Annotated in this window: 20 protein-coding genes; 13 read left to right on the top strand and 7 right to left on the bottom strand. The window is 63.4% G+C overall.

Annotation, left to right across the window (positions count from 1 at the left end):
- Nucleotides 1–37 precede the first annotated feature (37 nt).
- From ACZ5BT_RS09805 to groL, 4 genes are all read left to right on the top strand, one after another.
- The gene (locus ACZ5BT_RS09805; RefSeq protein ID WP_464884408.1) at nt 38–604 is read left to right on the top strand and encodes an ankyrin repeat domain-containing protein; all 567 of its coding nucleotides are present in this window, start codon (nt 38–40) and stop codon (nt 602–604) included.
- Between the two features lie 12 nt (nt 605–616).
- Complete coding sequence (locus ACZ5BT_RS09800; protein WP_464884407.1) at nt 617–1423, top strand: TrmH family RNA methyltransferase; 807 nt, start codon at nt 617–619, stop codon at nt 1421–1423.
- An 88-nt stretch (nt 1424–1511) separates the two neighbouring features.
- A complete protein-coding gene (gene groES / locus ACZ5BT_RS09795) occupies nt 1512–1820 on the top strand; it encodes a co-chaperone GroES (RefSeq protein WP_464884406.1) in 309 nt (102 codons plus the stop codon).
- 13 nt (nt 1821–1833) lie between these two features.
- Complete coding sequence (gene groL / locus ACZ5BT_RS09790) at nt 1834–3465, top strand: chaperonin GroEL (RefSeq protein WP_464884405.1); 1632 nt, start codon at nt 1834–1836, stop codon at nt 3463–3465.
- 130 nt (nt 3466–3595) lie between these two features.
- On the opposite strand, the gene speE is transcribed toward groL, so the two are convergent.
- From speE to ACZ5BT_RS09765, 5 genes are all read right to left on the bottom strand, one after another.
- Nucleotides 3596–4444, bottom strand: a complete 849-nt coding sequence (gene speE, locus ACZ5BT_RS09785; protein ID WP_464884404.1) for a polyamine aminopropyltransferase — start codon at nt 4442–4444, stop codon at nt 3596–3598.
- 39 nt (nt 4445–4483) lie between these two features.
- Nucleotides 4484–4960, bottom strand: coding sequence for a pyruvoyl-dependent arginine decarboxylase (locus ACZ5BT_RS09780; RefSeq protein WP_464884403.1), 477 nt, complete (start codon nt 4958–4960; stop codon nt 4484–4486).
- Nucleotides 4961–5009: 49 nt separating this feature from the next.
- Complete coding sequence (gene speB, locus ACZ5BT_RS09775) at nt 5010–5894, bottom strand: agmatinase (RefSeq protein WP_464884402.1); 885 nt, start codon at nt 5892–5894, stop codon at nt 5010–5012.
- Nucleotides 5895–5946: 52 nt separating this feature from the next.
- Nucleotides 5947–8481: a sensor domain-containing protein gene (locus ACZ5BT_RS09770; RefSeq protein WP_464884401.1), complete on the bottom strand. Its 2535-nt coding sequence runs from the start codon at nt 8479–8481 to the stop codon at nt 5947–5949.
- Between the two features lie 220 nt (nt 8482–8701).
- Complete coding sequence (locus tag ACZ5BT_RS09765) at nt 8702–9130, bottom strand: 23S rRNA (pseudouridine(1915)-N(3))-methyltransferase RlmH (protein ID WP_464884400.1); 429 nt, start codon at nt 9128–9130, stop codon at nt 8702–8704.
- A gap of 217 nt (nt 9131–9347) precedes the next feature.
- On the opposite strand from ACZ5BT_RS09765, the gene ACZ5BT_RS09760 reads away from it, so the two are divergent.
- From ACZ5BT_RS09760 to ACZ5BT_RS09725, 8 genes are all read left to right on the top strand, one after another.
- A complete protein-coding gene (locus tag ACZ5BT_RS09760; protein WP_464884399.1) occupies nt 9348–10451 on the top strand; it encodes a thiamine pyrophosphate-dependent dehydrogenase E1 component subunit alpha in 1104 nt (367 codons plus the stop codon).
- A 9-nt stretch (nt 10452–10460) separates the two neighbouring features.
- A complete protein-coding gene (locus ACZ5BT_RS09755) occupies nt 10461–11435 on the top strand; it encodes an alpha-ketoacid dehydrogenase subunit beta (protein ID WP_464884398.1) in 975 nt (324 codons plus the stop codon).
- Between the two features lie 9 nt (nt 11436–11444).
- Complete coding sequence (locus ACZ5BT_RS09750) at nt 11445–12800, top strand: dihydrolipoamide acetyltransferase family protein (RefSeq protein WP_464884397.1); 1356 nt, start codon at nt 11445–11447, stop codon at nt 12798–12800.
- Nucleotides 12801–12814: 14 nt separating this feature from the next.
- A complete protein-coding gene (lpdA, locus tag ACZ5BT_RS09745; protein WP_464884396.1) occupies nt 12815–14206 on the top strand; it encodes a dihydrolipoyl dehydrogenase in 1392 nt (463 codons plus the stop codon).
- Between the two features lie 102 nt (nt 14207–14308).
- Nucleotides 14309–14797 (top strand): GspH/FimT family pseudopilin, encoded by a 489-nt coding sequence (locus ACZ5BT_RS09740; RefSeq protein ID WP_464884395.1) that lies wholly within the window; start codon nt 14309–14311, stop codon nt 14795–14797.
- Entirely contained in the window at nt 14794–15189 is a 396-nt protein-coding gene (locus ACZ5BT_RS09735) for a type IV pilus modification PilV family protein (protein ID WP_464884394.1), read from the top strand. Before ACZ5BT_RS09740 ends, ACZ5BT_RS09735 begins: the two co-directional genes overlap by 4 nt.
- 1 nt (nt 15190) lies before the next feature.
- Nucleotides 15191–16162: a PulJ/GspJ family protein gene (locus ACZ5BT_RS09730; RefSeq protein ID WP_464884393.1), complete on the top strand. Its 972-nt coding sequence runs from the start codon at nt 15191–15193 to the stop codon at nt 16160–16162.
- Nucleotides 16163–16189: 27 nt separating this feature from the next.
- Entirely contained in the window at nt 16190–18652 is a 2463-nt protein-coding gene (locus ACZ5BT_RS09725; RefSeq protein WP_464884392.1) for a hypothetical protein, read from the top strand.
- A 72-nt stretch (nt 18653–18724) separates the two neighbouring features.
- Here ACZ5BT_RS09725 and ACZ5BT_RS09720 read toward each other — a convergent pair whose 3' ends face one another.
- Complete coding sequence (locus ACZ5BT_RS09720) at nt 18725–20062, bottom strand: FAD-binding oxidoreductase (RefSeq protein ID WP_464884391.1); 1338 nt, start codon at nt 20060–20062, stop codon at nt 18725–18727.
- An 18-nt stretch (nt 20063–20080) separates the two neighbouring features.
- On the opposite strand from ACZ5BT_RS09720, the gene ACZ5BT_RS09715 reads away from it, so the two are divergent.
- Complete coding sequence (locus ACZ5BT_RS09715; protein ID WP_464884390.1) at nt 20081–20557, top strand: EVE domain-containing protein; 477 nt, start codon at nt 20081–20083, stop codon at nt 20555–20557.
- Nucleotides 20558–20634: 77 nt separating this feature from the next.
- Here ACZ5BT_RS09715 and ACZ5BT_RS09710 read toward each other — a convergent pair whose 3' ends face one another.
- A complete protein-coding gene (locus tag ACZ5BT_RS09710; RefSeq protein ID WP_464884389.1) occupies nt 20635–21921 on the bottom strand; it encodes a (Fe-S)-binding protein in 1287 nt (428 codons plus the stop codon).
- Nucleotides 21922–21928: the final 7 nt, after the last annotated feature.

Below are 21928 nucleotides of genomic sequence, written 5' to 3'. Positions count from 1 at the left end.
AAAGGGCTTCTCATTTTCCCCGGTTAGGATAGGAACGATGAAACGACTGGTCAAACTGCTCCCGCTCCTTGCCCTGCTGCTGGCCGTCGCCGCGGCGCAAAAGCCAGCCACGGACCCGTTCGACCCGCTGTTTTGGTCCGGAGCCGATCTGGCCGCGGTGAAAAGCGCCATTCCCGCTGATCTCGTCAACAAAACCGATCGTTTCGGCCGTACCCCCTTGCATTACGCCGCCGCCCTCAACCCGAGGCCCGAGGTGATCGAGTTCCTGGTCAAAGAGGGCGCCGAAATCGATAAGAAGGACCTGCTCGGCTACACCCCGCTCATGTACGCCGCGGCCTTCAACGAAAACCCCGAGGTCGTCAGCATGCTGGTCAAGCTCGGGGCCTCGCTCAAGGCCAAGGACCTCGAGGGCCGCAGCGCCATCCACCTGGCGGCGCTCAACAGCAAATCGCCCAAGGTCATCCTGACGCTCATCGAGCTGGGCGCCGATCCCACAGCGAAGGACATCTACGGCAAAACCGCACTCGACTACGCCCTGGAAAACCCCGACCTCAAATCCAGCGAGGCGATCGGGGCCCTGCAAAAAGCCCCCAAGGGCCAGTGAAGCGATCCGACCATGGCCCAAACCTCGCGGCGAATCCTGAGCCCGGCGAACCGGACGGTGAAGTCGCTGGCCAGGCTCAAGCGGCGCCGCGCACGCGAACAAAGCGGGGAAATCCTCATCGAGGGGGCGCGCGAGATCTCGCGCGCCCTTACGCGGGTTGCCCCCCTCGCCTTCCTGGTCTGGGAAGAGAAGATCACACCCGAGGAAGCGCGCGTTTTGCAAACCCACCCCGACATCCCGCGCATCCTGTTCTCGGAAGCGGCCTTTCAAAAGATCGCCTACCGCGAAAACCCCAGCGGGCTCATCCTCCACGCCCGGGTGGAAACGCCGCGGCTCGAGGCGCTCTCTCCGGGCCCATTGGTCCTGGTCGCGGTGGGCATCGAAAAACCAGGCAACCTGGGGGCCATGATGCGGACCGCCGATGCCTGCGGGGCCGGCTTGATCGCGGCCGAAACCAACGTGGACCCCTACAACCCCAACGTGATCCGGGCCAGCACCGGGGTGGTCTTTACCCTCCCCTGGGCCCTGGCCAGCCGCGAGGCAGCGCTGCGCTGGCTCCGGGCCAGGGACTACACCCTGGTGGCGAGCTCACCGCACGCGCGCACCGCTTACTGGGCGGTCGATTTCACCGGACCCACCGCGATCATCGTCGGCCCCGAGCACACGGGGCTCGATGAAGCCTGGCTGCATGCGGCTCGGATCCAGGTCACCATTCCCATGTACGGCCAGGCCGACAGCCTCAACGCCTCGGTGAGCGCTGCCCTCTTGCTCTACGAAGCCCTGCGTCAACGAAACTCAAATCTTTACCCGCCAGCTTGACAATGCAAGCGGGCACGCCCCATAATTGCATCTGGAGCTTGGCACTTGAGGCATGAGAGTGCCAACGCCAGTGTAAGGAGGGGTAAGCATGGCAACGCAGGTACAGATCAAGATCAAACCGCTCGGGGATCGGGTGGTGGTGAAACCCATCGAGGAAGAAGAGGTCACCAAGAGCGGTATCGTGCTCCCCGACACCGCCAAGGAAAAGCCCCAAAAGGGCGAGGTGCTCGCGGTCGGTACGGGCAAGCTCCTCGACAACGGCGAGCGGGTGCCGCTCGAGGTCAAGGTGGGTGACGTCGTGGTCTACGCCAAGTACGGCGGCACCGAGATCGAACTCGACGGCGAAGAGTACGTGGTCCTCTCGGAGCGCGACCTGCTCGCGGTCATCGAGAAGTAGGAGGTGAGGGAAAATGGCGAAGATTCTCGTTTTTGACGAAGAGGCCCGTCGGGCACTCGAGCGCGGCGTCAACGCCGTGGCCAATGCGGTGAAGGTGACCCTGGGCCCCCGTGGCCGCAACGTGGTCCTGGAGAAGAAGTTCGGCGCCCCCACCATCACCAAGGACGGGGTGACCGTCGCCAAGGAAGTCGAGCTCGAAGACCACCTCGAGAACATCGGCGTCCAGCTCCTCAAGGAGGTGGCGAGCAAGACCAACGACGTGGCCGGTGACGGCACCACCACCGCGACCGTCCTGGCGCAGGCCATCGTCCGCGAGGGCCTGAAGAACGTCGCTGCCGGCGCCAACCCCCTCGCCCTCAAGCGCGGCATCGAGAAAGCCGTCGAGGCCGCGGTCGAGAAGATCAAGTCGATGGCCATCTCGGTCGAGGACCGCAAGGCCATCGAGGAGGTCGCCACCATCTCCGCTAACGACCCTGAGATCGGCAAACTGATCGCCGACGCGATGGAGAAGGTGGGCAAGGAGGGCATCATCACCGTCGAGGAGTCCAAGGGCCTCGAGACCGAGCTCGAGTTCGTCGAGGGCTACCAGTTCGACCGGGGCTACGTCTCCCCCTACTTCATCAGCAACCCCGAGAGCATGGAGGCGGTCCTCGAAAACCCCTACATCCTCATCGTCGAGAAGAAGGTCAGCAACGTCCGCGAACTCCTGCCCATCCTCGAGCAGGCGGCCCAGACCGGGCGTCCCCTGCTGGTCATCGCCGAGGACGTCGAGGGTGAGGCTCTGGCCACGCTGGTGGTCAACAAGCTGCGCGGCACCCTGAACGTCGCCGCGGTGAAGGCCCCCGGCTTCGGCGATCGTCGCAAGGAGATGCTCAAGGACATCGCCGCCGTGACCGGTGGCCAGGTCATCAGCGAGGAGCTCGGCATCAAGCTCGAAAACGCCACCATCTCGATGCTGGGTCAGGCCGAGCGCGTCCGCATCACCAAGGACGAGACCACGATCGTCGGCGGTAAGGGCAAGAAGGAAGACATCGAGGCCCGCATCGCCCAGATCAAGAAGGAGCTCGAGGTCACCGACTCCGAGTACGCCAAGGAGAAGCTCCAGGAGCGGCTGGCGAAACTCGCCGGCGGCGTGGCGGTGATTCGGGTCGGTGCGGCCACCGAGACCGAGCTCAAGGAGAAGAAGCACCGCTTCGAGGACGCCCTGAACGCCACCCGGGCCGCGGTGGAGGAAGGCGTGGTTCCCGGCGGCGGCACCACCTTCCTGCGCGCCATCAAGCAGGTTGACGAGGTCATCGCGGGCCTCGAGGGCGACGAGGCGACCGGGGCCAAGATCGTGCGCCGGGCGTTGGAGGAGCCGACCCGGCAGATCGCCGAGAACGCCGGCTTCGAGGGCTCGGTCGTGGTCAGCCAGATCCTGGCCAAGACCGACAACGAGCGCCTCGGCTTCAACGCCGCCACCGGCGAATACGTCGACATGATCGACGCCGGCATCATCGACCCGGCCAAGGTCACCCGCAGCGCGTTGCAAAACGCCGCTTCCATCGGCTCGATGGTGCTCACCACCGAGGCCGTGGTGGCCGAAAAGCCGGAGAAGAAAGAAGCGGCGCCTGCCGGTGCCAACACCCCCGACATGGACTTCTAACGCCCGATCGAGGGCGAACCGGGGCCCGGGCTGTTCCGGGCCCCGGTTCACTCTTAACCCAGACCAAAAGAGCCGGACCGATCGGGTCCGGCGAGCGCATTCACGGACCGGCCAAAGCCCGAGTGAACCCCTAGCCCCCGGCGTTCAGCCGCAGCCTCACGAAGCGGGGCAGTTGAAAGAGGGTTTGGTGGCGCTCGGGGTCGTAGTACTCAAGGTCGAGCGCCGCGGCCCGGACCTGATCCACCCGCTCAAAATCGACCCCGCCCTTGACCCCTACCAGGAAGGCCCAGGGCGAGGCGTAACCGATCACCGGGAAACTGTAGGCCCAGACCCGGTCGAACACCTCGCGCATCCGCCGATGGGCACCCAAGAGCTCGTCGGTAAAGAGGTAGACGCTTCCCGCCTGGGTGACGAAAATCCCATCGCGTTTGAGGGCGGCGTAGGCTTTTTGGTAAAACTCGTGAGAAAAGAGTGCCTCAGCCGGCCCCACCGGGTCGGTCGAGTCAACGATGATGGCGTCGAACGCCCCCTCACTCCGTTCGAGATAATCGGCCCCGCTCTCGACGCGCAGGCTGGCCCGGGGCTCGCGATCGGCGAAGAGCCTCTCCAAAAGCTCTGGGGCCACCCGCAGGTGGGCCTTGGAGACCGAGAGCACCTCGGGATCGAGCTCCACCATCACCGCCCGCGAAACCTCGGGGTGGCGGAGAACCTCCCGCAGCGTTCCCCCATCGCCTCCGCCAATGACCAACACGTCGCGGGGATCGGGGTGTGCGAGCAACGCCGGGTGCACCAGCGGTTCGTGGTAGCTCCTCTCCCCTTCCTCGACCAGCTGAACCGTTCCATCGATGACCAGCATCCGCCCAAAGCCCGTGGTCTCGTAGACTTCGATCTTTTGGTAAGGGCTCGTCTTCTCCACGAGCTTAGCGCGGACTTCGAACCCCACACCGTAACCCCTCGGGTACCACTCGATGAACGCCACCGCCGCCTCCTCGCCTCTCGGACCCGCGCCCAGCGCCCTTCAGTAGGGGAACATCACCACCGCGGCCACCGCGGCCGCGGGCTTTTCGGCCACCCGGGTCGAGGCCACCGCAACCCGGACGTCCTGCAGTGGCCATCCGCGCTGGGCAAAGCCTTCCCGAACCATGGCCTCGACCACCTCACGGGCCGCCGCTTCCGTAACCTCGCCGCTGTATTCGTAGATCAGCCCGCCCGCGCCATCGGGACGGAGCCCAACGCCCAGGGCCGCCGTGACCTGGACCCCCGGGGTCTCCGACGCCGCGTGGGCGTACACCGTCGGCAGGAGCATGCCGATGGGGATACGCTCGGGCAAACGCTCAACCCACTCGACGTGCGCGGGGATGACGCTTGAGAGCTTGACCAGGTTGACGTTGCCAATCCCCATGGCCAAAAGCGCGTTATCAAAGGCGTTGAGGGGGGTTCCGCCCTCAGCGCTCGCAGACAAAAGCACCGCTTTCCTAGGTGTCGTCCAACTCAATGCCGTCCCCCTTCCTCGGCCCGGATCGCGCCAGGGCCAAGCCCCGAGTCTACTGCCTTTGGTCGGAATGTGCCAGCCCGGGGAGCCAACCCGCGGCCAGGGCCTTGAGGCCGATGGCGCGGTAGACCAGCTGCGCGGCGGTCATCTCGGCAAAGAACATCCCGTTCGGGGAAAGCTCAACGAAATCCATCCCCACCACTTCCTTTTCCGAAAAGACGGCCTCGAGCAGGCCAAGAACCTCAGGGTAGCGCAGTCCACCGGGCAATGGGGTCCCCACCGAAGGCATCTCCGAAGGATCGAGAACGTCGAAATCAAAGCTGATGTAAACCCGGTCGGGGAGGGCCGCGAGAACCGCCTCGATCGGCAGTCCCTCTTTTTGGATCCGGTGCGCGGGGAAGAGCGCGATCTCGTTTTCCCCGATAAAACGGTGGGACGCGTACGATACCGCACGCTGGCCGACCTGAACGATCGGGACGCCAAGCTCAAACACCCGACGCATGACCGAGGCGTGGGAGAGGTGAGAGCCCTGCCATTCCGGGTAGAGATCGTCGTGGGCGTCAAGATGGAGCACGCCGAACGCCGGCCAGTGCGAAAGATGCGCCCGCACCAGAGGCAGCGTGATCGAATGGTCGCCCCCAAGGGCGACCAGGAATTTGCCAAGTTCGAGGTAATGGTTGGCCGCATGCTCGATCTCCTCGTGCGAGCGCCTCGCATCCCCGGCAATGATCGGAACCTCCGGTGCAGCGTGGATTCCAGCCCCCGAGGGATCGATCCCCAAAGCGATGTCAAAAAGTTCGAGTTCCTTGCTGGCGGCAAGGATCGCCTCCGGCCCCCGCCGCGCCCCGGGGAGCCAGGACAGCGAAAGGTCGTAAGGAACGGGGAGCACAACGACCCGGGCCTCATCAACTGGGACTTGAAACTCGCCAAAGGCCATCACAAGAACACAGCATATCGTTGTTCAGCTGCCTCGACCTTCCATCGCGCACTCAGGCGCTCGGGCCCGACGATTGCCGCTCCAAATCCTGAACCAGCTGAACGATCGAGGCCGGCGACATGGGCTTTCCGATGAAATACCCCTGGGCCAGGTCACACCCTTCCCGCTTGCACCACGACAGCTGGTGCTCGGTCTCGACTCCCTCGGCCAGCGCCTTCAGCCCCAGCTCGTGAGCCAGGGTGGTGATGGTGCGGGCGATGGCCTCGCTCGCCAGGTGGCTACCGATTTCCCGCACAAACCCCTTGTCGATCTTGAGCTCATCCAGGGGAAGTTCCCTCAAGTAACGGAGTGAGGAATAGTCGGTCCCGAAGTCATCGACCGCGATTTTGACTCCGAGCTCCCGGAGTTCTCGCAAAACCGGCGCCGCGTGGTGGGGGTTCGCGAGGACGCGCTCGGTGATCTCCAGGGTGAGGAGGTCGGGCGGCAACCCGTAGCGTTGGAGCAGCTGCATGAGCAACTCGGGCAGGTCGAGCTTCCAAAAGCTCGGCGGCGAGAGGTTCACAGCGATTCCGATCCGCAACCCCTCCCGGTGCCACAGCGCCGCTTGGCGGATCGCTTTTTCCAAAGCATAGCGGTCGATCTCAGTGATCAACCGCGTCTTTTCCGCCAGGGGGATGAAGACGTTCGGGGATATATTCCCCCTCCGGGGATGCGTCCAGCGCAGGAGCGCCTCCACCCGGACCAGGTCGTTTTTGCGCATGTCGAGAATCGGCTGGTAGTGGAGCACGAGCTCGTTGCGATGAATGGCCTCGCGCAACGCGCTCGCCAGGTCAAGGCGCTCGGGGCTCGGCAGCGCCTCGCGAGGATCGAAGATGCAAAACGGCTCCCCTTCGCCTTTCGCCCGGTACATGGCGGCATCGGCCTTCCGAATCAGCTCCTCGAGGTCGCTGCCGTGACTGGGAAAAAGGGCGATGCCGACGCTGGCGTGGAGGGAAAACCGGTGACGTCCGTTGGTAAAGGGAATTTCGAGGAGCTCGTTGATCCGCTCGGCGACCCGCTCGGCCTCGCGACGACCGGCGTTTGGCAGCAATAAGATGAACTCGTCGCCCCCCACCCTCGCCAATACATCGCTCTCCCGCGTCGCCTGGCGAAGTCGGTTGGCCACCGTCCTGAGCACCTCGTCCCCAACCTCGTGCCCCAGAGCATTGTTGACCTCGCCGAAGTTGTCGAGATCCAGGAAGAGCAAGGCCACTGGGAAACGCTGACGGCGAGCCAAGGCCAAGATCTTCGGTGCTTCGACCTCCAAAACACGGCGGTTGCCAAGGCCGGTGAGGGGGTCGTGGAACGCGAGGTTTTGGATCCGCTCGGCGTAGGTGAGCTTGCGAATGGCGCTCCCCAAAACACTGGCTACGGTCTCGATAAAGGTCATCTCATTGGGGCCAAAGGTCTTGGGGTGCCGGTAACCGACGATCAAAACGCCCCAGGGGCGACCTTCCCCCGGTATCGGAGCCAACACGGCCGCGTTCACATCGGCGTCGCACCAGATCGAATCCAAGCCTGACGCTTCCGCTTGGCAGAGGTCTGACAGGCTCACGGTCTTCCCGCTGGAAAACGCCCGGCCAATTTCCGACTTGGAAACCGACAGCGTGGGCTTTGTCTGTCCACTGGCTGAAAGACCGGTTCCCTCCTCCATCACTAAAAGTTCATCGCGGGGATCGTAGCGACCGATCGCGGTGTGACTGGCCTGGAGGACTCGCTGAATGACGGAGATCGTCTTTTGGAAAAGGCGCGTGAGCTCGTTAGAATCGACCGCGAGGGTCGCGAGGTCAAAGAGCGCCACGTGCTGCTCCACCAACCGCCGCAGCGACTGGTTGGCCTCGACCTGGTCGGTGACATCGAGGAGGTAGCCGAGGAGCACTGGTTTTTCATCCTCCTCCTGATCGATGAGCCGCCCCTCCGAATAAAACCAGCGGTACTGACCCTTGGCATGGCGGAGACGATAGGTAAGGGCAACCTCACCGGCCTCGAGGAGCCGGGCGGTGGCGCGCCGGAAGGCATCCCGGTCCTCGGGGTGGATGTGCTGGGCCTGCTCGGAAGGCACGCCCCCGAGGAGCTCTTCTGGCTGGTAGCCCAGGATGCGCTCCGCGTTTGGGCTGATGTAGGTGAGGCGGAACTCAGGCCCCTCGCGCCGAAACATCACCACCGGTCCCGAACGGATCAGGGTTTCAAGCTGGGCCAGGGCCAAGTGGAGCTCGCGGTGAACCTCGGCCAGCTCGGTGTTTTGCGCGCGAGCCACGTCCAAGAGGCGACGGACCCATCCGGCGACCACGCCGGCGGCGAGCGTGATGATCAACCCCGGCGACTCCCCCATTACGAACTGGGAGAGCGTGAAGGGATCGTGCACCCTCGAGTTGAGGAAAAAGTGGAGGGGGATGTTGAGGATCCCCGCCCCGGCCCCCAGGTGAGGCCCCAAAAACCAGCCCACGAGCCCGACCCAAACCAGCGAAAGCGCGGTCTCGCCACCTTCGGCATTGTGGTGAACAACCGGGAAGAACACCAAGTAGCCGATGAAGCTAAGCCAAAACAAGATCCAAGCGTAGCCTCGGATCCTACCTCGCTGGGTCAGGTGCTCTTTCGCATACATTCCTCAAGCTCCCAAGCGCTTCCCATGCAGCCGCCTTCGCCTGCGCTTGCGCTTTTTCTCACCAAGCCTATCCGAGGCGAGCACCAGCCCAGTAGGGTCATAGGACCCACTTCTTTCATCTTTCGCTCATGCAGCTCAAACACCGCCCTCGCCACCGGGTCAATCAGCGAGAAGGCCGGTGGTAGGGATGTCCGGCCAAAAGCGTTTGGACCCGGTAGAGCTGTTCGAACAACACCAAAAGGGCGAGCTCGTGTTGGAGCGTGAACCGGGACAGGGCCAAAATCCAGTCGGCTCGAGAAAAAATCGCGTCGCTGTGACCTTCGGCACCCCCAATCAAAAAAGCGACCCGCTTTTTCCCAGCGTTCATCCACGACCAGTAGCGCTGAGCGAAGGCCTCGGTCGTCGGCAGATCTCCCCGCTCGTCAAGAACGATCCGAAACGCACCCTGACTCTGGCGCAACATCGCGGACTCGTCCCCAACGGCGACAAGGGAAATTTTTGCATACCTCCGCAGCCTTTTTGTATATTCATCGACACCCTCCCGAACGAAACGCAGCCGGGGCTTGCCGATCGTGAAAACCTCCACTTTCACTGATCCACCTCCCCTCCCCAGGTATAATGTCTCTCGTAGGAGCGGTCCGTGAGTAGGAAGGCGACGATGATCATCACGGAAACCGCTGCCCCGGCCCCGGTGCAGCGCACCGGGGTCTTTGTTCCCGGGTGCAACCCACCCCGGAACATGGGCTCATCCTGACCAAGGGTGGGCTTCCTGAGTGCGGTAACCCCGGCTCAGGGGAAAGGGGAAAGGCATGATACAGGACACATGGATGTTCCAACCGTTTACCGAAGAGCCGATACGGCTCATCGATGAAAAAGGCAACTGGATCGGGGACTTCGAGCTCGACCTATCGGAGGACACCCTCCTCACCCTCTACCGAAACATGGTCGCGGGCCGGCTCCTCGATGAGCGTTATATCGTCCTTCTCCGAACTGGGAAAACCAGCTTTGTTGCCCCGGCCGCGGGCCACGAAGCTGCCCAGGTCGGTATGGCCGCGGCCATCCGGCCCGGCTTTGACTGGGTCTTCCCTTACTATCGCGATAAAACCCTCCTCCTCTCCCTGGGGTACCCCGCCGAGCAACTCTTTGCTCAGATGGCAGGGACGGTGCTCGATCCCAACAAGGGCCGTCAGATGCCAGAACACCCCGGCCACAAGGATCTCAATGTCTTCACCGTGGCCTCCCCCATCGCTTCCCACGTCGTCCCCGCAGTCGGAGCGGCTTTGAGCATGAAGTTCCAGGGGACGGGGCAGGTGGTCCTGACCACGTTCGGCGACGGGGCGACCAGCGAAGGCGACTGGCACGCGGGCTTGAATTTCGCCGGTGTGCAGGGCGCACCCATCGTCTTCGCAGCCGAGAACAACCGTTACGCGATCAGCGTCGACTTCTCAAAGCAATCGGCCTCAGCGAGGATTGCGGATAAAGCCCACGCGTACGGCATGCCCGGATACGTGGTAGACGGCATGGACGTTCTGGCCAGCTACTACGTCATGCGTGAAGCGGTGAGCCGAGCACGCGAAGGGCTGGGCCCGGCGCTGGTCGAACTCCTGGTCTACCGCTACGGGCCGCACTCCTCAGCGGACGACGACAGCGTCTATCGACCGAAGGAAGAGGTCGAGGCCTGGAAGAAGAGGGACCCCATCACGCGCTTTGAACGCTTCCTGGAAAAACGGAAGCTCTGGACCCCCGAATTCGGCGAACAGGTGCGGGATGAAGAGCGGAAAAAGCTCGAAGCGGCTGAGGAGAAAGCCCTCTCTGCCCAAGCCGTTCCGCCCGAGTGGATGTTCGACGACGTGTACGCCGAGCGCCCCTGGCACCTCGAGGAACAAAAGCGCATCCTGCTCGAAGAACTCTAAGGAGGGACCATGGCCACGATGACCATCGTTCAAGCTGTCAAACGTGCCCTTGACGAAGAAATGGCCCGCGACGAACGGGTGGTGGTGTTGGGCGAGGACGTGGGCAAGCGCGGCGGCGTGTTCCTCGCGACCGAGGGGCTCTATCAGAAATACGGCCCTGACCGCGTCATCGACACCCCCCTCTCGGAAGCCGCCATCATCGGGGCGGCGGTTGGCATGGCCGTTCACGGTCTGCGACCGGTCGCCGAGATCCAGTTTGCCGACTACGTCTTCCCTGGCTTCGACCAGCTGGTGAGCCAGGCGGCAAAAATCCGCTACCGCTCTGGCGGACAGTTCCAGGCCCCGATGGTGGTGCGCATGCCCTCCGGCGGCGGGGTCAAGGGTGGTCACCACCACTCCCAGTCCCCGGAAGCCCACTTCGCCCATACCGCGGGGCTGAAGGTCGTGGTCCCCTCGACCCCCTACGACGCCCTGGGGCTTTTAAAGACCGCGATCCGCGACGACGACCCCGTCGTCTTCATGGAGCCCAAGCGGCTTTACCGGTCCATCAAAGAAGAAGTTCCAGATGAAGAGTACACGCTCCCCTTTGGCGAGGCGGCGATCCGCAGGTCTGGGAACGACCTGACCATGATCACTTACGGCGGGCCAACGGTCGAAAGCCTCAAAGCCGCTGAGGAGCTGGAAAAAGCTGGTGTCCAGGCAGAGGTGATCGATCTCCGAACCCTCGTGCCCTGGGACAAGGAAACCGTCCTCAACTCGGTGGCCAAGACCGGGCGCGCCCTGGTCATCGCCGAAGCGCCGCGTATGGCGAGTTTTGCGAGCGAGGTTGCGGCCACCATCGCCGAAGAACTGCTCGACCAGCTCCTCGCCCCGCCGATCCGCGTCACCGGTTTCGACACCCCCTATCCCTACATTCCCGACCGGCTCTACATGCCGACGGTGACTCGAATTCTTAACGCCGCCAAAAAAGCGCTCGAATACTGAGGAGGGAAAATGCCCAAGGAAGTCCTGCTCCCCGAACTGGCCGAGTCGATCGTCGAAGGGGAAATTCTCAAATGGCTGGTTGAAGAAGGCGATGAGATCAAAAAGGACCAGCCCATCGTTGAGGTCATGACCGACAAGGTCACGGTCGAGCTCCCGAGCCCCTACGAGGGGACGCTGCTCAAAAAACTGGTGCAGGAGGGCGATGTGGTCCCGGTTCACGCACCGATCGCCCTGATCCAGGAAGCCGGGGAATCGCCTGGGGAGGCGGCGCCCCCGGCAGAACAACCCCAATCAGGGTCCGAAGAAGAGGGTGAACGGGTGCTCTTCAAACCCGAGAGTGGGGACCTGGAGGTGAAAAATCCCTTCGCCACCAAGGAGCCTGCAGCCGCCTCGGCACCGGTGGCGATCGCCGAGCCCGAGGTACGCGCCGGCACCAACGCTTATGGCCGCGTGCTGGCGGTGCCCGCGGCCCGGAAACTGGCCCGGGAACTGGGAATCGACATCCGCGAGGTCCCCGGTTCGGGCCCGGCGGGTCGGGTGCGGGTCGAGGATGTCAAGAAATTCGCTGAAGGGAGAAAAGCCGCACCCGAGCCCAAAGCCCCGCCGGTGGCCACCGGTTTCCCACCCCCGGTGCAGTACAAAACGCCCGCCGGCTACGAAGACCGCGAGACGCGCCAGCCCCTTCGCGGCCTCAGACGGGCCATCGCCCAGCAGATGGTCGCGAGTCACCTCTACACCGTGCGCACGCTGACCGTCGACGAAGTCGACATGACCGAGCTGGTGGCGCTCAGGGAGCGACTGAAACCCCAGGCTGAGGCCCAGGGCGTCAAGCTGAGTTACCTCCCCTTCATCTTCAAAGCCATCGTCCTCGGCCTGAAGAAATTCCCCCAGCTCAACAGCTCTCTGGACGAGAGCAGGCAAGAGGTCGTTCTCAAGCACTACTTCAACTTCGGCATGGCGGTGGCCACCGAGCAGGGCCTCGTGGTCCCGGTCATCAAGGACGTTGACCAAAAACCGATCATCGACCTGGCGCGAGAGGTGCGGGAGCTTGCGGAAAAGGCGAGAAGCGGGAAGCTGGCCCCCGAGGACATCACCGGCTCGACCTTCTCGATCACCAACATCGGCTCGATCGGAGCGCTTTTTAGCTTCCCCATCATCAACGTGCCCGACGCGGCGATCCTAGGCGTGCACACCATCCAGGATCGGCCGGTGGTGAGAAACGGCGAGATCGTCGTCCGCAAGATGATGTACCTCTCGCTCTCCTTCGACCACCGGCTGGTGGACGGCGCCGAAGCGGCGATGTTCGTTCGAGAAATCATCAAGTACCTCGAAGACCCTGAACTCATGCTCCTCGAGGCGCTCTAGTCCGTGGAGGAACGATGGAAAATTACGATCTGATCGTCATCGGCACCGGCCCCGGGGGTTATCACGCCGCTTTGCGCGCCGCCCAGCTCGGGTTAAAGGTCCTGGCCATCGAGAAGGGCGAAGTGGGCGGGGTGTGCTTGAACGTCGGGTGCATTCCCACCAAAGCCCTGTTGCACGCCGCCCAGGTGCTCAAGGAAAGCGAAGGCGCGAGCGCTTTTGGGCTCGTGCTCGAGAAAAAAGCTCTGGATTTGGAAAAACTCGGCGCCTGGCGCGACGCGGTGGTCAAGAAGCTCACCGGAGGCGTGGAGTTCCTCTTTAAGAGCTCCGGAGTCAAACTCAAGCGGGGCACCGCCAAGCTCGTGGGGCCGAACGAGGTAGCAGTCGGAGATTCGCGGTTCTCGGCCAAGCACATCCTCCTGGCCACCGGGAGTAGGCCGGCCGAACTCCCGGGTTTTCCTTTCGATGAGCAACGGGTGGTGAGCTCGACCGGCGCGTTGAAGCTGGAAAACGGCGTCCCCAAACGCTTCCTGGCCATCGGCGCCGGGGCGATTGGGCTTGAGTTCGCGGCGATCTACCGAGCGTTCGGGGCCGAAGTCACCGTGGTCGAGTTCATGGATCAGATCCTTCCCGGGAGCGATTCTGAAGTCGCCGGTATGCTGGCCAGGGCCCTCAAAAAACAGGGCGTCAAGATCAAGACCGGGACCAAGGCCACCGGATTCGAGGAAAAGAAGGATGGCCTCCACGTAACCCTGGAAGCGGTGAGCGGGGGCAAGACCGAAACCCTGGTGGTCGACAAGATCTTGGTCGCCGTCGGCCGGAAGCCCAACTCCGAATCGCTCGGCCTCTCGGCGGCCGGCATTCAACCGGACGAAAAGGGCTTCATTCCGGTCAACGATCGCATGCAGACCAGCCACCCGAGCATTTACGCCATCGGGGACCTCACCAAACCGCCCTTGCTCGCCCACAAAGCCATGCGCGAGGGCATCGTGGCCGCCGAGGTCATCGCCGGACACAAAGCCGCCTTCGATCAGATGATTCCTGCCGTTGTCTACACCTTCCCCGAGTTCGCCTCGGTCGGGCTCAGCGAAGAGGCCGCCCGGGCTCAGGGCATCGAGATCAAGGTCGGCAAATTCCCCTTTACTGCCAACGGACGGGCGCTGACCCTCCAGGAAACCTCGGGTTTGGTCAAGATCATTTCCGACGCCGAGAGCGACGTCGTCCTCGGGGTCCACATCGTCGGCCCCGGAGCTTCGGAAATGATCTCGGAGGCCACCCTGGCCCTGGAGATGGGCGCGCTCACCACCGACATCGAGCTGTCCATTCACCCGCACCCCACGCTCTCGGAATCGCTGATGGAAGCCGCCGCCAACGTGCACAAAGCCGCGATTCACATCGTCAACAAGTAGCTCCAGCGCTTCCGGGCGGCGCGCCCCGGCCGGGGCGCGCCGCCCGCTCGATCCGGCAACCATGGGGACAAAGGTGGTTTCCTTCCATGCAATAATGATGATGTGGGGAACAACCGTCAGGGATTCACGCTCATCGAGCTGCTCGTCGTGATTGCCATCCTCGGTATTCTTCTCGCCTATGTCACCTTTCCCCGCAAAGAAGGCGTCGAGACCAACCGGCTGGCGAACGACGCCGTCAACCTCCTCCAGCGGGGACGCTACGAAGCCATTAAGCAAAACGGCTACACCTTCATTCGAATCAACAGCGACAGCCTTGAACTCTATCTGGACTCGAATGCCGATGGGGCGCTGCAGGCCGACACCGACCGTCGCCTCGAACGCCTGGCGACCGGCAGCTATCAAACGCCGCTGACGCTTGATTCCAACTACCCATCCGGCATCCTCCGCTGGAACCCTCGAGGGCTCCCGGAAAAGGAAAACGGCGCTCTCGGGGCCGGACGTATCACCATCCAAGCCCAAAACATCGCCAAGAGCATCTGCATCAGCGCCGCCGGTCGAATCCGCATCGCTGACGGAGGGAGCTGCTCATGAAATCCACCAAAGGTCTGACCCTGATCGAGATCGTCTTCGCCCTGTTCATCTTCGTCGTCGCTGTCCTCGGCGCCGTGGCACTGCAACGAACAACGCTCCAGAGCACCTACGAAGCCCGCGCCGTCAAGCGGGCCACGGCCATCCTCGAAAATAAAATCGAGCAGATCCGGGCGCTTCCCTCGCAGGTCAATGACCTCTGCCAGACCGGCGAGGGCACCGCCGGTTTTACCCTCGACTGCACACCCACCCCCTGTACGCTCCAAAGCGACGGCGCCGTGCAGTGCTCATCCAGCGTGAGCAAACCCGACCTCTATCGAATCGAACTCTCGATCTCCGGGCCGGGACTGCGCCAAACGATCACGGCCACGACCTATGTCAGCGCAGGGAACTAGCATGAAGCGATCGGCCGGTTTCACCCTGATTGAGCTGGTGGTGGCCACGGCAGTCTTCGCGCTGCTCGGGATCTTCCTGGTCATGGCCATCAGCTCCGCCAACAAGGCACGCAGCCTGCAAAAGGCGCTCAGCGCCCTCGAGCAGGACACCGGCGTCGCTGCCGAGTTGCTCCGAACCGACCTCGCCCGGGCCGGGTTTCGCGGAGACCTCAGCGACGACACCTTCGGTTGCTTAGACTTGGGCGCGAGCTCAAACCAGTGCCAGTGGACCAGCGATCAAAAAGCGAAAGCCCTGGCCTGGATCGGGAACAACTGGCAGCAGCTCCGCGACGGGAGCGCAAACCTCCCCACGCTCGAGGTCACCTCGGGCAAAGGCGGGAGCGACGAGCTCAGCATCCGCTTTCTTTCACCGATTAAGCAAAAGCCGGCGGGATCGACTTCAAAGAAGCGCTACCCCGCGATCTACAAGGACGCCGGTGGCTGGCCCTACCTCCACTACGGCCTCCAGGTGGTCCGCTATAAGCTGGGAACGAGCAGCGGAAGCACGGGCTACACCCTCAAGCGAGAAGTCGACGAGTACGTATGCCCGCAAAACGCCGGGGTCGACGTGACGCAAGACCCCGCCCCCGCCGTGGACTGCACCCGAACCACCAACGGCAGCGCCCAACCGATCATTCTCCTCGAGGCCGAAGACTTCCAAGTCTTCTTCCTCAACAAAAATGGAAGCTGGCAAAACACCCGTCCCCCAGCCGGCGATACCGTGGCCGTGGGGATTTATCTGCGCACGGTCTATCCCGGCGCCGTCGGTCCCGAACGCTGCGGGCCCTGGCCATCGAAGAACGCCGAGGCCCTGCTCCCCGACACGCCCTCGGCGCTTGGCATCGCCAGCACCACCTATACCGGTCGCGCGTGCAAACAACCGAGAACGGAACGGGTGTTAACGGTATCTTTGTCCAACCCCCAAACCTGGTAAACTAGTAATGAATTTAAGGAGGGCCAAATGCAGGGCAAGAGTGGAAACAGTGGGGTTGCGCTGATCGCGGCGCTGGGGGCAGCGGCGGTCATATTGGTCTTCGGGTTTGCATCGCTCTATATGGCGCGGACGAACAACCAGATCGCCCGCAATGTGAATTTGCACACCCAGGCACGACTGGCCGCTGACGGCGGCCTCGATCTGGCGATCGCCGCGCTCAAAAAGGGCGTCACACCCCCGAGCACGCTCGAACTCGGAGACTACACCATCGCCATTTCCCTCAGCAACGAAGGCGACCTCACCGTTGTCACCGCTAAAGCCAGCGGCCCCCAAAACAGCAGCTACACCGGCCAGGTGGTCCTTTCCAGCAAGGCCACGCAAGACGATTACCTCCCCCTCCTGGTGAGCGAGGGCGAAACCGCCCTCTCCGGAAGCGCCAAGTTCCAGGGTGGGCTCTGGGCCAACGCCGGCTGGAGTTTCCGCACCGATGACGTCACCTTCGCCACGCCAACCGGCTCGCTGCTTGCACACGCCGACTCCCGGGTCTACGCCGGCAAAGGCCTCGATGATTACACCTGCAGCGTCAGCGGAACCGCGGCAGATTTGTACTGCCAAAACGGCGAACCGGTCAAAAAGCGTCTCATCGATCCCGTGAACGTCCCCACACCGCCCTACGACGCGATCGGCACCTGGGTCGCAGGGCTCATCGCAACCCCGACCCTCCCGGATTCGCCCCAAACCAGCGCCCCCGACTTTGAGACGCTCTGCCCGGGTGACGACGAGGAACTCTCGAGCTTGCCCGCGCTCTTTGGAAGCCCCGGCGAGAAAGAGAAAGGCGACGATAAGGATAAAGAGAAGAAGGGCGATGACGACAAGCCCAAGATGAAAGAGAAATCCGAGACGCTCACGATTACCGCCGACAACGTCGCCGACTATAACGGCAAAACCACCTGCGCGAAATCGATCGTGCTTGACACCCGAAAAGGTGACTTCACCGTGGACGGGGCGACGCTCCTCGCCACTGACCATATCGTCCTCGAGGGGCCGGGGGCGCTGACCCTGAAAGATAGCGTCGTCGCCAGCCGCGAAGGCAAGATCTGCTCGGGGGGCGACGACTGCGAGGATGACGACCACCACCACATGGAAGGCGAGAAGGGCGAAGGTGATCACCACGAGTCGAGCGAAGCCCCGCTCTCGCTCTTGAAATTCGAGGGCAACGTGACCCTTTATGCCCCCGAGGCGATCGACCTCAAGCTCAAGGACGTTCTGGTCAACGCTGGAAGCGAGACCATTCTCTGGGCCAAGGGCGGCAGCGAAGAAGAGAAGGAAAAATCGGATGACGATGACAAAAAGCACGAGCACGGCATGGAGAAACACGGCGACGATGAAGAGTCATCCCACGCCGGCGACATTCGAATCGACCTGAGCGGTGAGGGCACCTTCGGCGTCCACGGCCAGCTCCACCTCACCGCCTCCAAAGGCAAGGTTCTGCTCAAGGACATCAAGGTCGCCGACATCGAAAGCGGCGCCAAGCTCCTGGCCAAGGCCGGGAAATCGATCGACCTGGCCTTCACCGGCAAGAGCGTGGTCACGATCGACGGTGAGCTTCATCTGACGGCCGACGACCAGGTCCAGATCGAAAGGGCCAAAGGCCTGGTCCTCGCAAGCACCGCCAAGCTCCTGGCCAAGGCCGGGCACGACGTCCGCATTGACCTGGGCGGCGACAGCGATCTGACCGCTGCCGGCGAGATCCACCTCACCGCCGGCGAAGACGTTCGTTTCGAGGAATTCAAAACCCTGAACATCCAAAGCGGCGCCAAGCTCCTGGCCAAGGCTGGAAAGGACGCCGTGTTCTCCTTCGAAGGGAAAGGCGCCCTGACCCTTGACGGTGAAATGGGGCTTCTCGCCGAGAAGGACGTCACGTTCAACGACCTCAAGACGCTTTCGGAAGACGGTGGGGTGTTCAGGGCGAAGGCCGGTGAGGATATTCAGCTTTCCGGGTCAGATTCGGTCGACCTCGCCCAAAGCACGCTGTGGGCGGGCGGAAAGATCGACCTCCGTGGCAAGTCGGGCCTCACCCTGAACGGAGCCTCAATCACCGCCAAGGGAACCCTCACCCTGAACGACGAAGCCTCTGAACCGATCCGCATCGCCTGCAACAGTTCAAGCGTGGAAACGGCACTGGTGGCCAAGGCAATGAATCTCCGGGGACGCCTCGAGGGCAACGACGCGAGCAGCCCGGCCTGCGGGTTCTTCTGGGCCGGGGGCAACATCGAGGTCGACCAGCTGCAACAGTTCAAGGGCACCATGCTGAGCGAGGGGGACATCGACGTCACCTTCGCAGGGGGCGGTGCGACCCTCACCGCCATCAATCCCGACCTGGAACTGAACAGCGCGCTCGTCAGCATGCTCGTGGGTCGCGGTGACATCAACCTCGCCGACTTTAAGCTGCCAAGCCTGCCCGCCTACGCGGTTTTGAGCCGGAAATAAGTCAGCTTTCAACATGTCGTTGTCGAAGGCCGGGGCAAAGGGCCCCGGCCTTCGGCCTGCCCCGGTGGGTGCCTAAAGCAGCTTCCCCGGGTTTACGAGCCCGGCACTGTCCCAGCGCCGCTTGATCGCGCGCATGGCCTCGAGGGTTTCCGGGTCGACGGCCTCGCGCATGAAGGCACGCTTCATCAGGCCGACGCCGTGTTCACCGGTGATCACCCCACCAACCGAGAGCGCTACCCGGGCGATCTCGTGCGCGAGCTCATGCACACGGCCCACGTCATCCTCCGGTCCGTAGAGGATGTTGGGGTGGAGGTTCCCGTCCCCGATGTGGCCGAACTGCACCAGCGGAAAGCCGGCAGCATCCCCCAGATCGCGAATGCGGTGGACAACCTCCACCAGCTTCGATCGCGGCACCGCGATATCCTCGTTGAGCTTGAGGGGCCGAATCCTTCCCAGCGCGGGGCTGATGCCCCGGCGAGCCTGCCAAAGACGGGCCGCTTCTTCCGGGCTCTTGGCCCGCTTCACCCGCCCCCGGTGTGCAGCAAAAGCCTCGGCCACGATCTCGAGTTCCTCCTCCACCACCTCGAGGTCATCCCCGTCGGTATCAACCAGGAGCATGGCGCCGGCCTCCACGTCGAGACCGTAACCGAAGGCGGCCTCGACCGCCTGGAGGCACCCCTGGTCCATGAACTCGAGCTTCGCCGGGACCACCCCCTGCCGGATCGCCTCGAAGGCGGCTGCGGCTGCGTCTTCCACCGTGGGGAAGGTGGCGCTTAACGTCCGCACGTACCGCGGCACCGGCTCAAGCCGCAACACCGCCTCGGTGAAGACCGCAAGCGTCCCCTCGCTGCCGATCAAGAGCCCCGCCAGGTCATGGCTCGCCCTTCCCAGCCGGTGGACCTCCCCGGTCGCGCTCACCACTTCGACTTCCAGAACGTAGTCGCCGGTGACGCCCTTTTTGAAGCACTGGGGCCCCCCGGCGTTTTCCGCCAGGTTACCCCCAATGGTGCTCATCTGGTAGCTCGCGGGGTCCGGGGGGTAATAAAGACCGTACCGCCTCGCCGCTTCACTCACCGCGGCGGTCACCACCCCCGGGCCGGCGACCGCGAGCCTCCGATCGGGATCGATGGAGAGACGTGTCATTCGGTTCGTCGCCAGCACCACCCCCTCCGCCGTCGGCACCGCACCCCCGGAAAGGCCGCTGGCCCCACCGCGGACGAAAACGGGCAGCCCTTCGGCATGGGCAAAGCGCATCGTCTCCACCACGTCCTCCCGATCCTCGGCGAGTACGACCACGAGCGGGATCTCGCCGCTGGTGATGGCGTCGTAGCGGTAGAGAACCCGCTGGGCGAGGTCGGTGATCACCTTGGCTTCGCCAATCCGCCGGGCCAAACGTCGTACGTTGGGCATCTCCAGTAGTCTAGCGCTATGAAGCACTGGCTGGTGAAGTCAGAACCCGGTGAATACTCGATCGACGATTTCGCACAGGAAAAACGCGCCATCTGGGATGGGGTCCGGAACCACCTGGCCAAACGGCACCTCATGGCCATGCAGCCGGGCGATCTGGTCCTCTTTTATCACTCGGGCGTCAAACCCCCGGGGGTGGTTGGCCTGGCCCGGGTCAGCCAGGCCCAGATCCCGGACCCCACGCAGTTCGACCCCGGCTCGAAGTACTTCGACCCCAAAGCGACCCCAGAGGCGCCACGCTGGATCACGGTTGAGCTCGAGCACCTCGAAACCTTCCCCCGCATGGTCCCGATCACCGAGCTACGCGAGCGCTTTTCCCCCCAGTCGCTGATCCTTTTGCGCCGGGGCAACCGCCTCTCGGTCATGCCGGTGCCAGAGGAGATCTTTGGCGAGATCCTCCGCATGGCCGGCTCGCGCTATTTCGAAGATGGCGACTAGGCGAACGCCGGCGCCGTTTTCAACATACCGACGCGAGATGGGCGGTCGTTCGCGTTTTCCCTGGGCCCTCTCCGTCGCTAAATACTTGCTCGGTCATCAGCGGCCTTTCGAAGGCCCTCCCAGACCACTTGCGAAAGGTGTTTGACCTCGACGCTGGGCCCAAACCTGCGAGCGCCGAGACCGAGCTGCAACAGACAGCCGGGGTTTTCCACCGTGAGGACCTCGGCTCCGGTCTCGGCAACGCGGGCCATCTTCTTCTCCAGGATTCGCATCGAGGTTTCGGTGTGGGTAAGGTTATACACCCCGGCCGAGCCGCAACACTCGGTGCTGCCGGCGAGGGGCGCGAAATCGGCCACCCGGTCCAGGATGAACTCGGGCGCCTCCTTCACCCCCTGGGCGTGACAGGCGTGACAGGCGTGCTGGTGGGTGGTCGGGAAGGGGAAACGGATGCTTTCCGGCAGGCCCGCCGCCTCGAGGAACTCCGAAAAGAGGCGGACGCGCTTTGAAACCCGTTCGGCCTTATCCCGGTATTCCGGGTCGTCGGCAAAATGACGGGCGTACTTTTTGAGCTCCGCCGCACACGCCGCGCAATCGGTCACGATGAAATCAGCATCGAGCTCGGCGTAGTGGTCGATGTTGCGCTTGGCCAGCCGTTCGAACCCCTCCAGGTCCCCCTCTTCGATGTGCGGCGCCCCGCAGCAGGTGGTCTCACGGGGAATCACCACTTCATACCCGACGGCGCGGATCACCTCCACCGTCGCCCGGCTGGCTTCGGAAAACACCAGGTTCATCACACAGCCGAGAAAAAATGCCACCCGGCCGCGCGTTTCCCCTTCGGGAGAAAGTTTTTTGGGCCCGAAAAGCCTTAAAGCCGGCGCCACCCTTTCCGGAAGCAGCGACTCGGCAAAAGCCAGTCTGGAAAGGCCAAGCCGTTCAAGGAGCCTCGACCGCCGCAGCCAGCGCTGCAACCCCGAGCGCTGGTATAAGACGATCAGCACGTTGGCCAGATCGATGAGCAAGGGGGAGTAGAAAAAGGAAAGGGCGAGGGCCGTAAGACGGTCCTTGGGACGCCCCCCTTGGAGCGCCACCCGGGCATCGAGCGCCGCCTCCCCGGGTTTGACGCCGTTCGGGCACACGCTCTGGCAGGCCCGGCAGTCCAGGCAGTCGTAGGCGGCCTCGAGGACCAGCTTTGCCTCGGACTCGGGCACCAGGCCCTGGGCGTAATCGGCATAGAGCAGGACCCGCCCTCGAGGCCCCTGGATCTCGCTGCGGAAAATCTGGTAGGTGGGGCAAACCGAGGTGCAGAGCCCGCAACGCACGCAAAGCTCGGCATCGGCGACGAGTTTGTCCAGATCGAGCCCCATAGATCGA

It is taken from the genome of Vulcanithermus mediatlanticus, from assembly GCF_055385885.1.
This window is presented reverse-complemented; position numbering and strand designations above follow the sequence as displayed.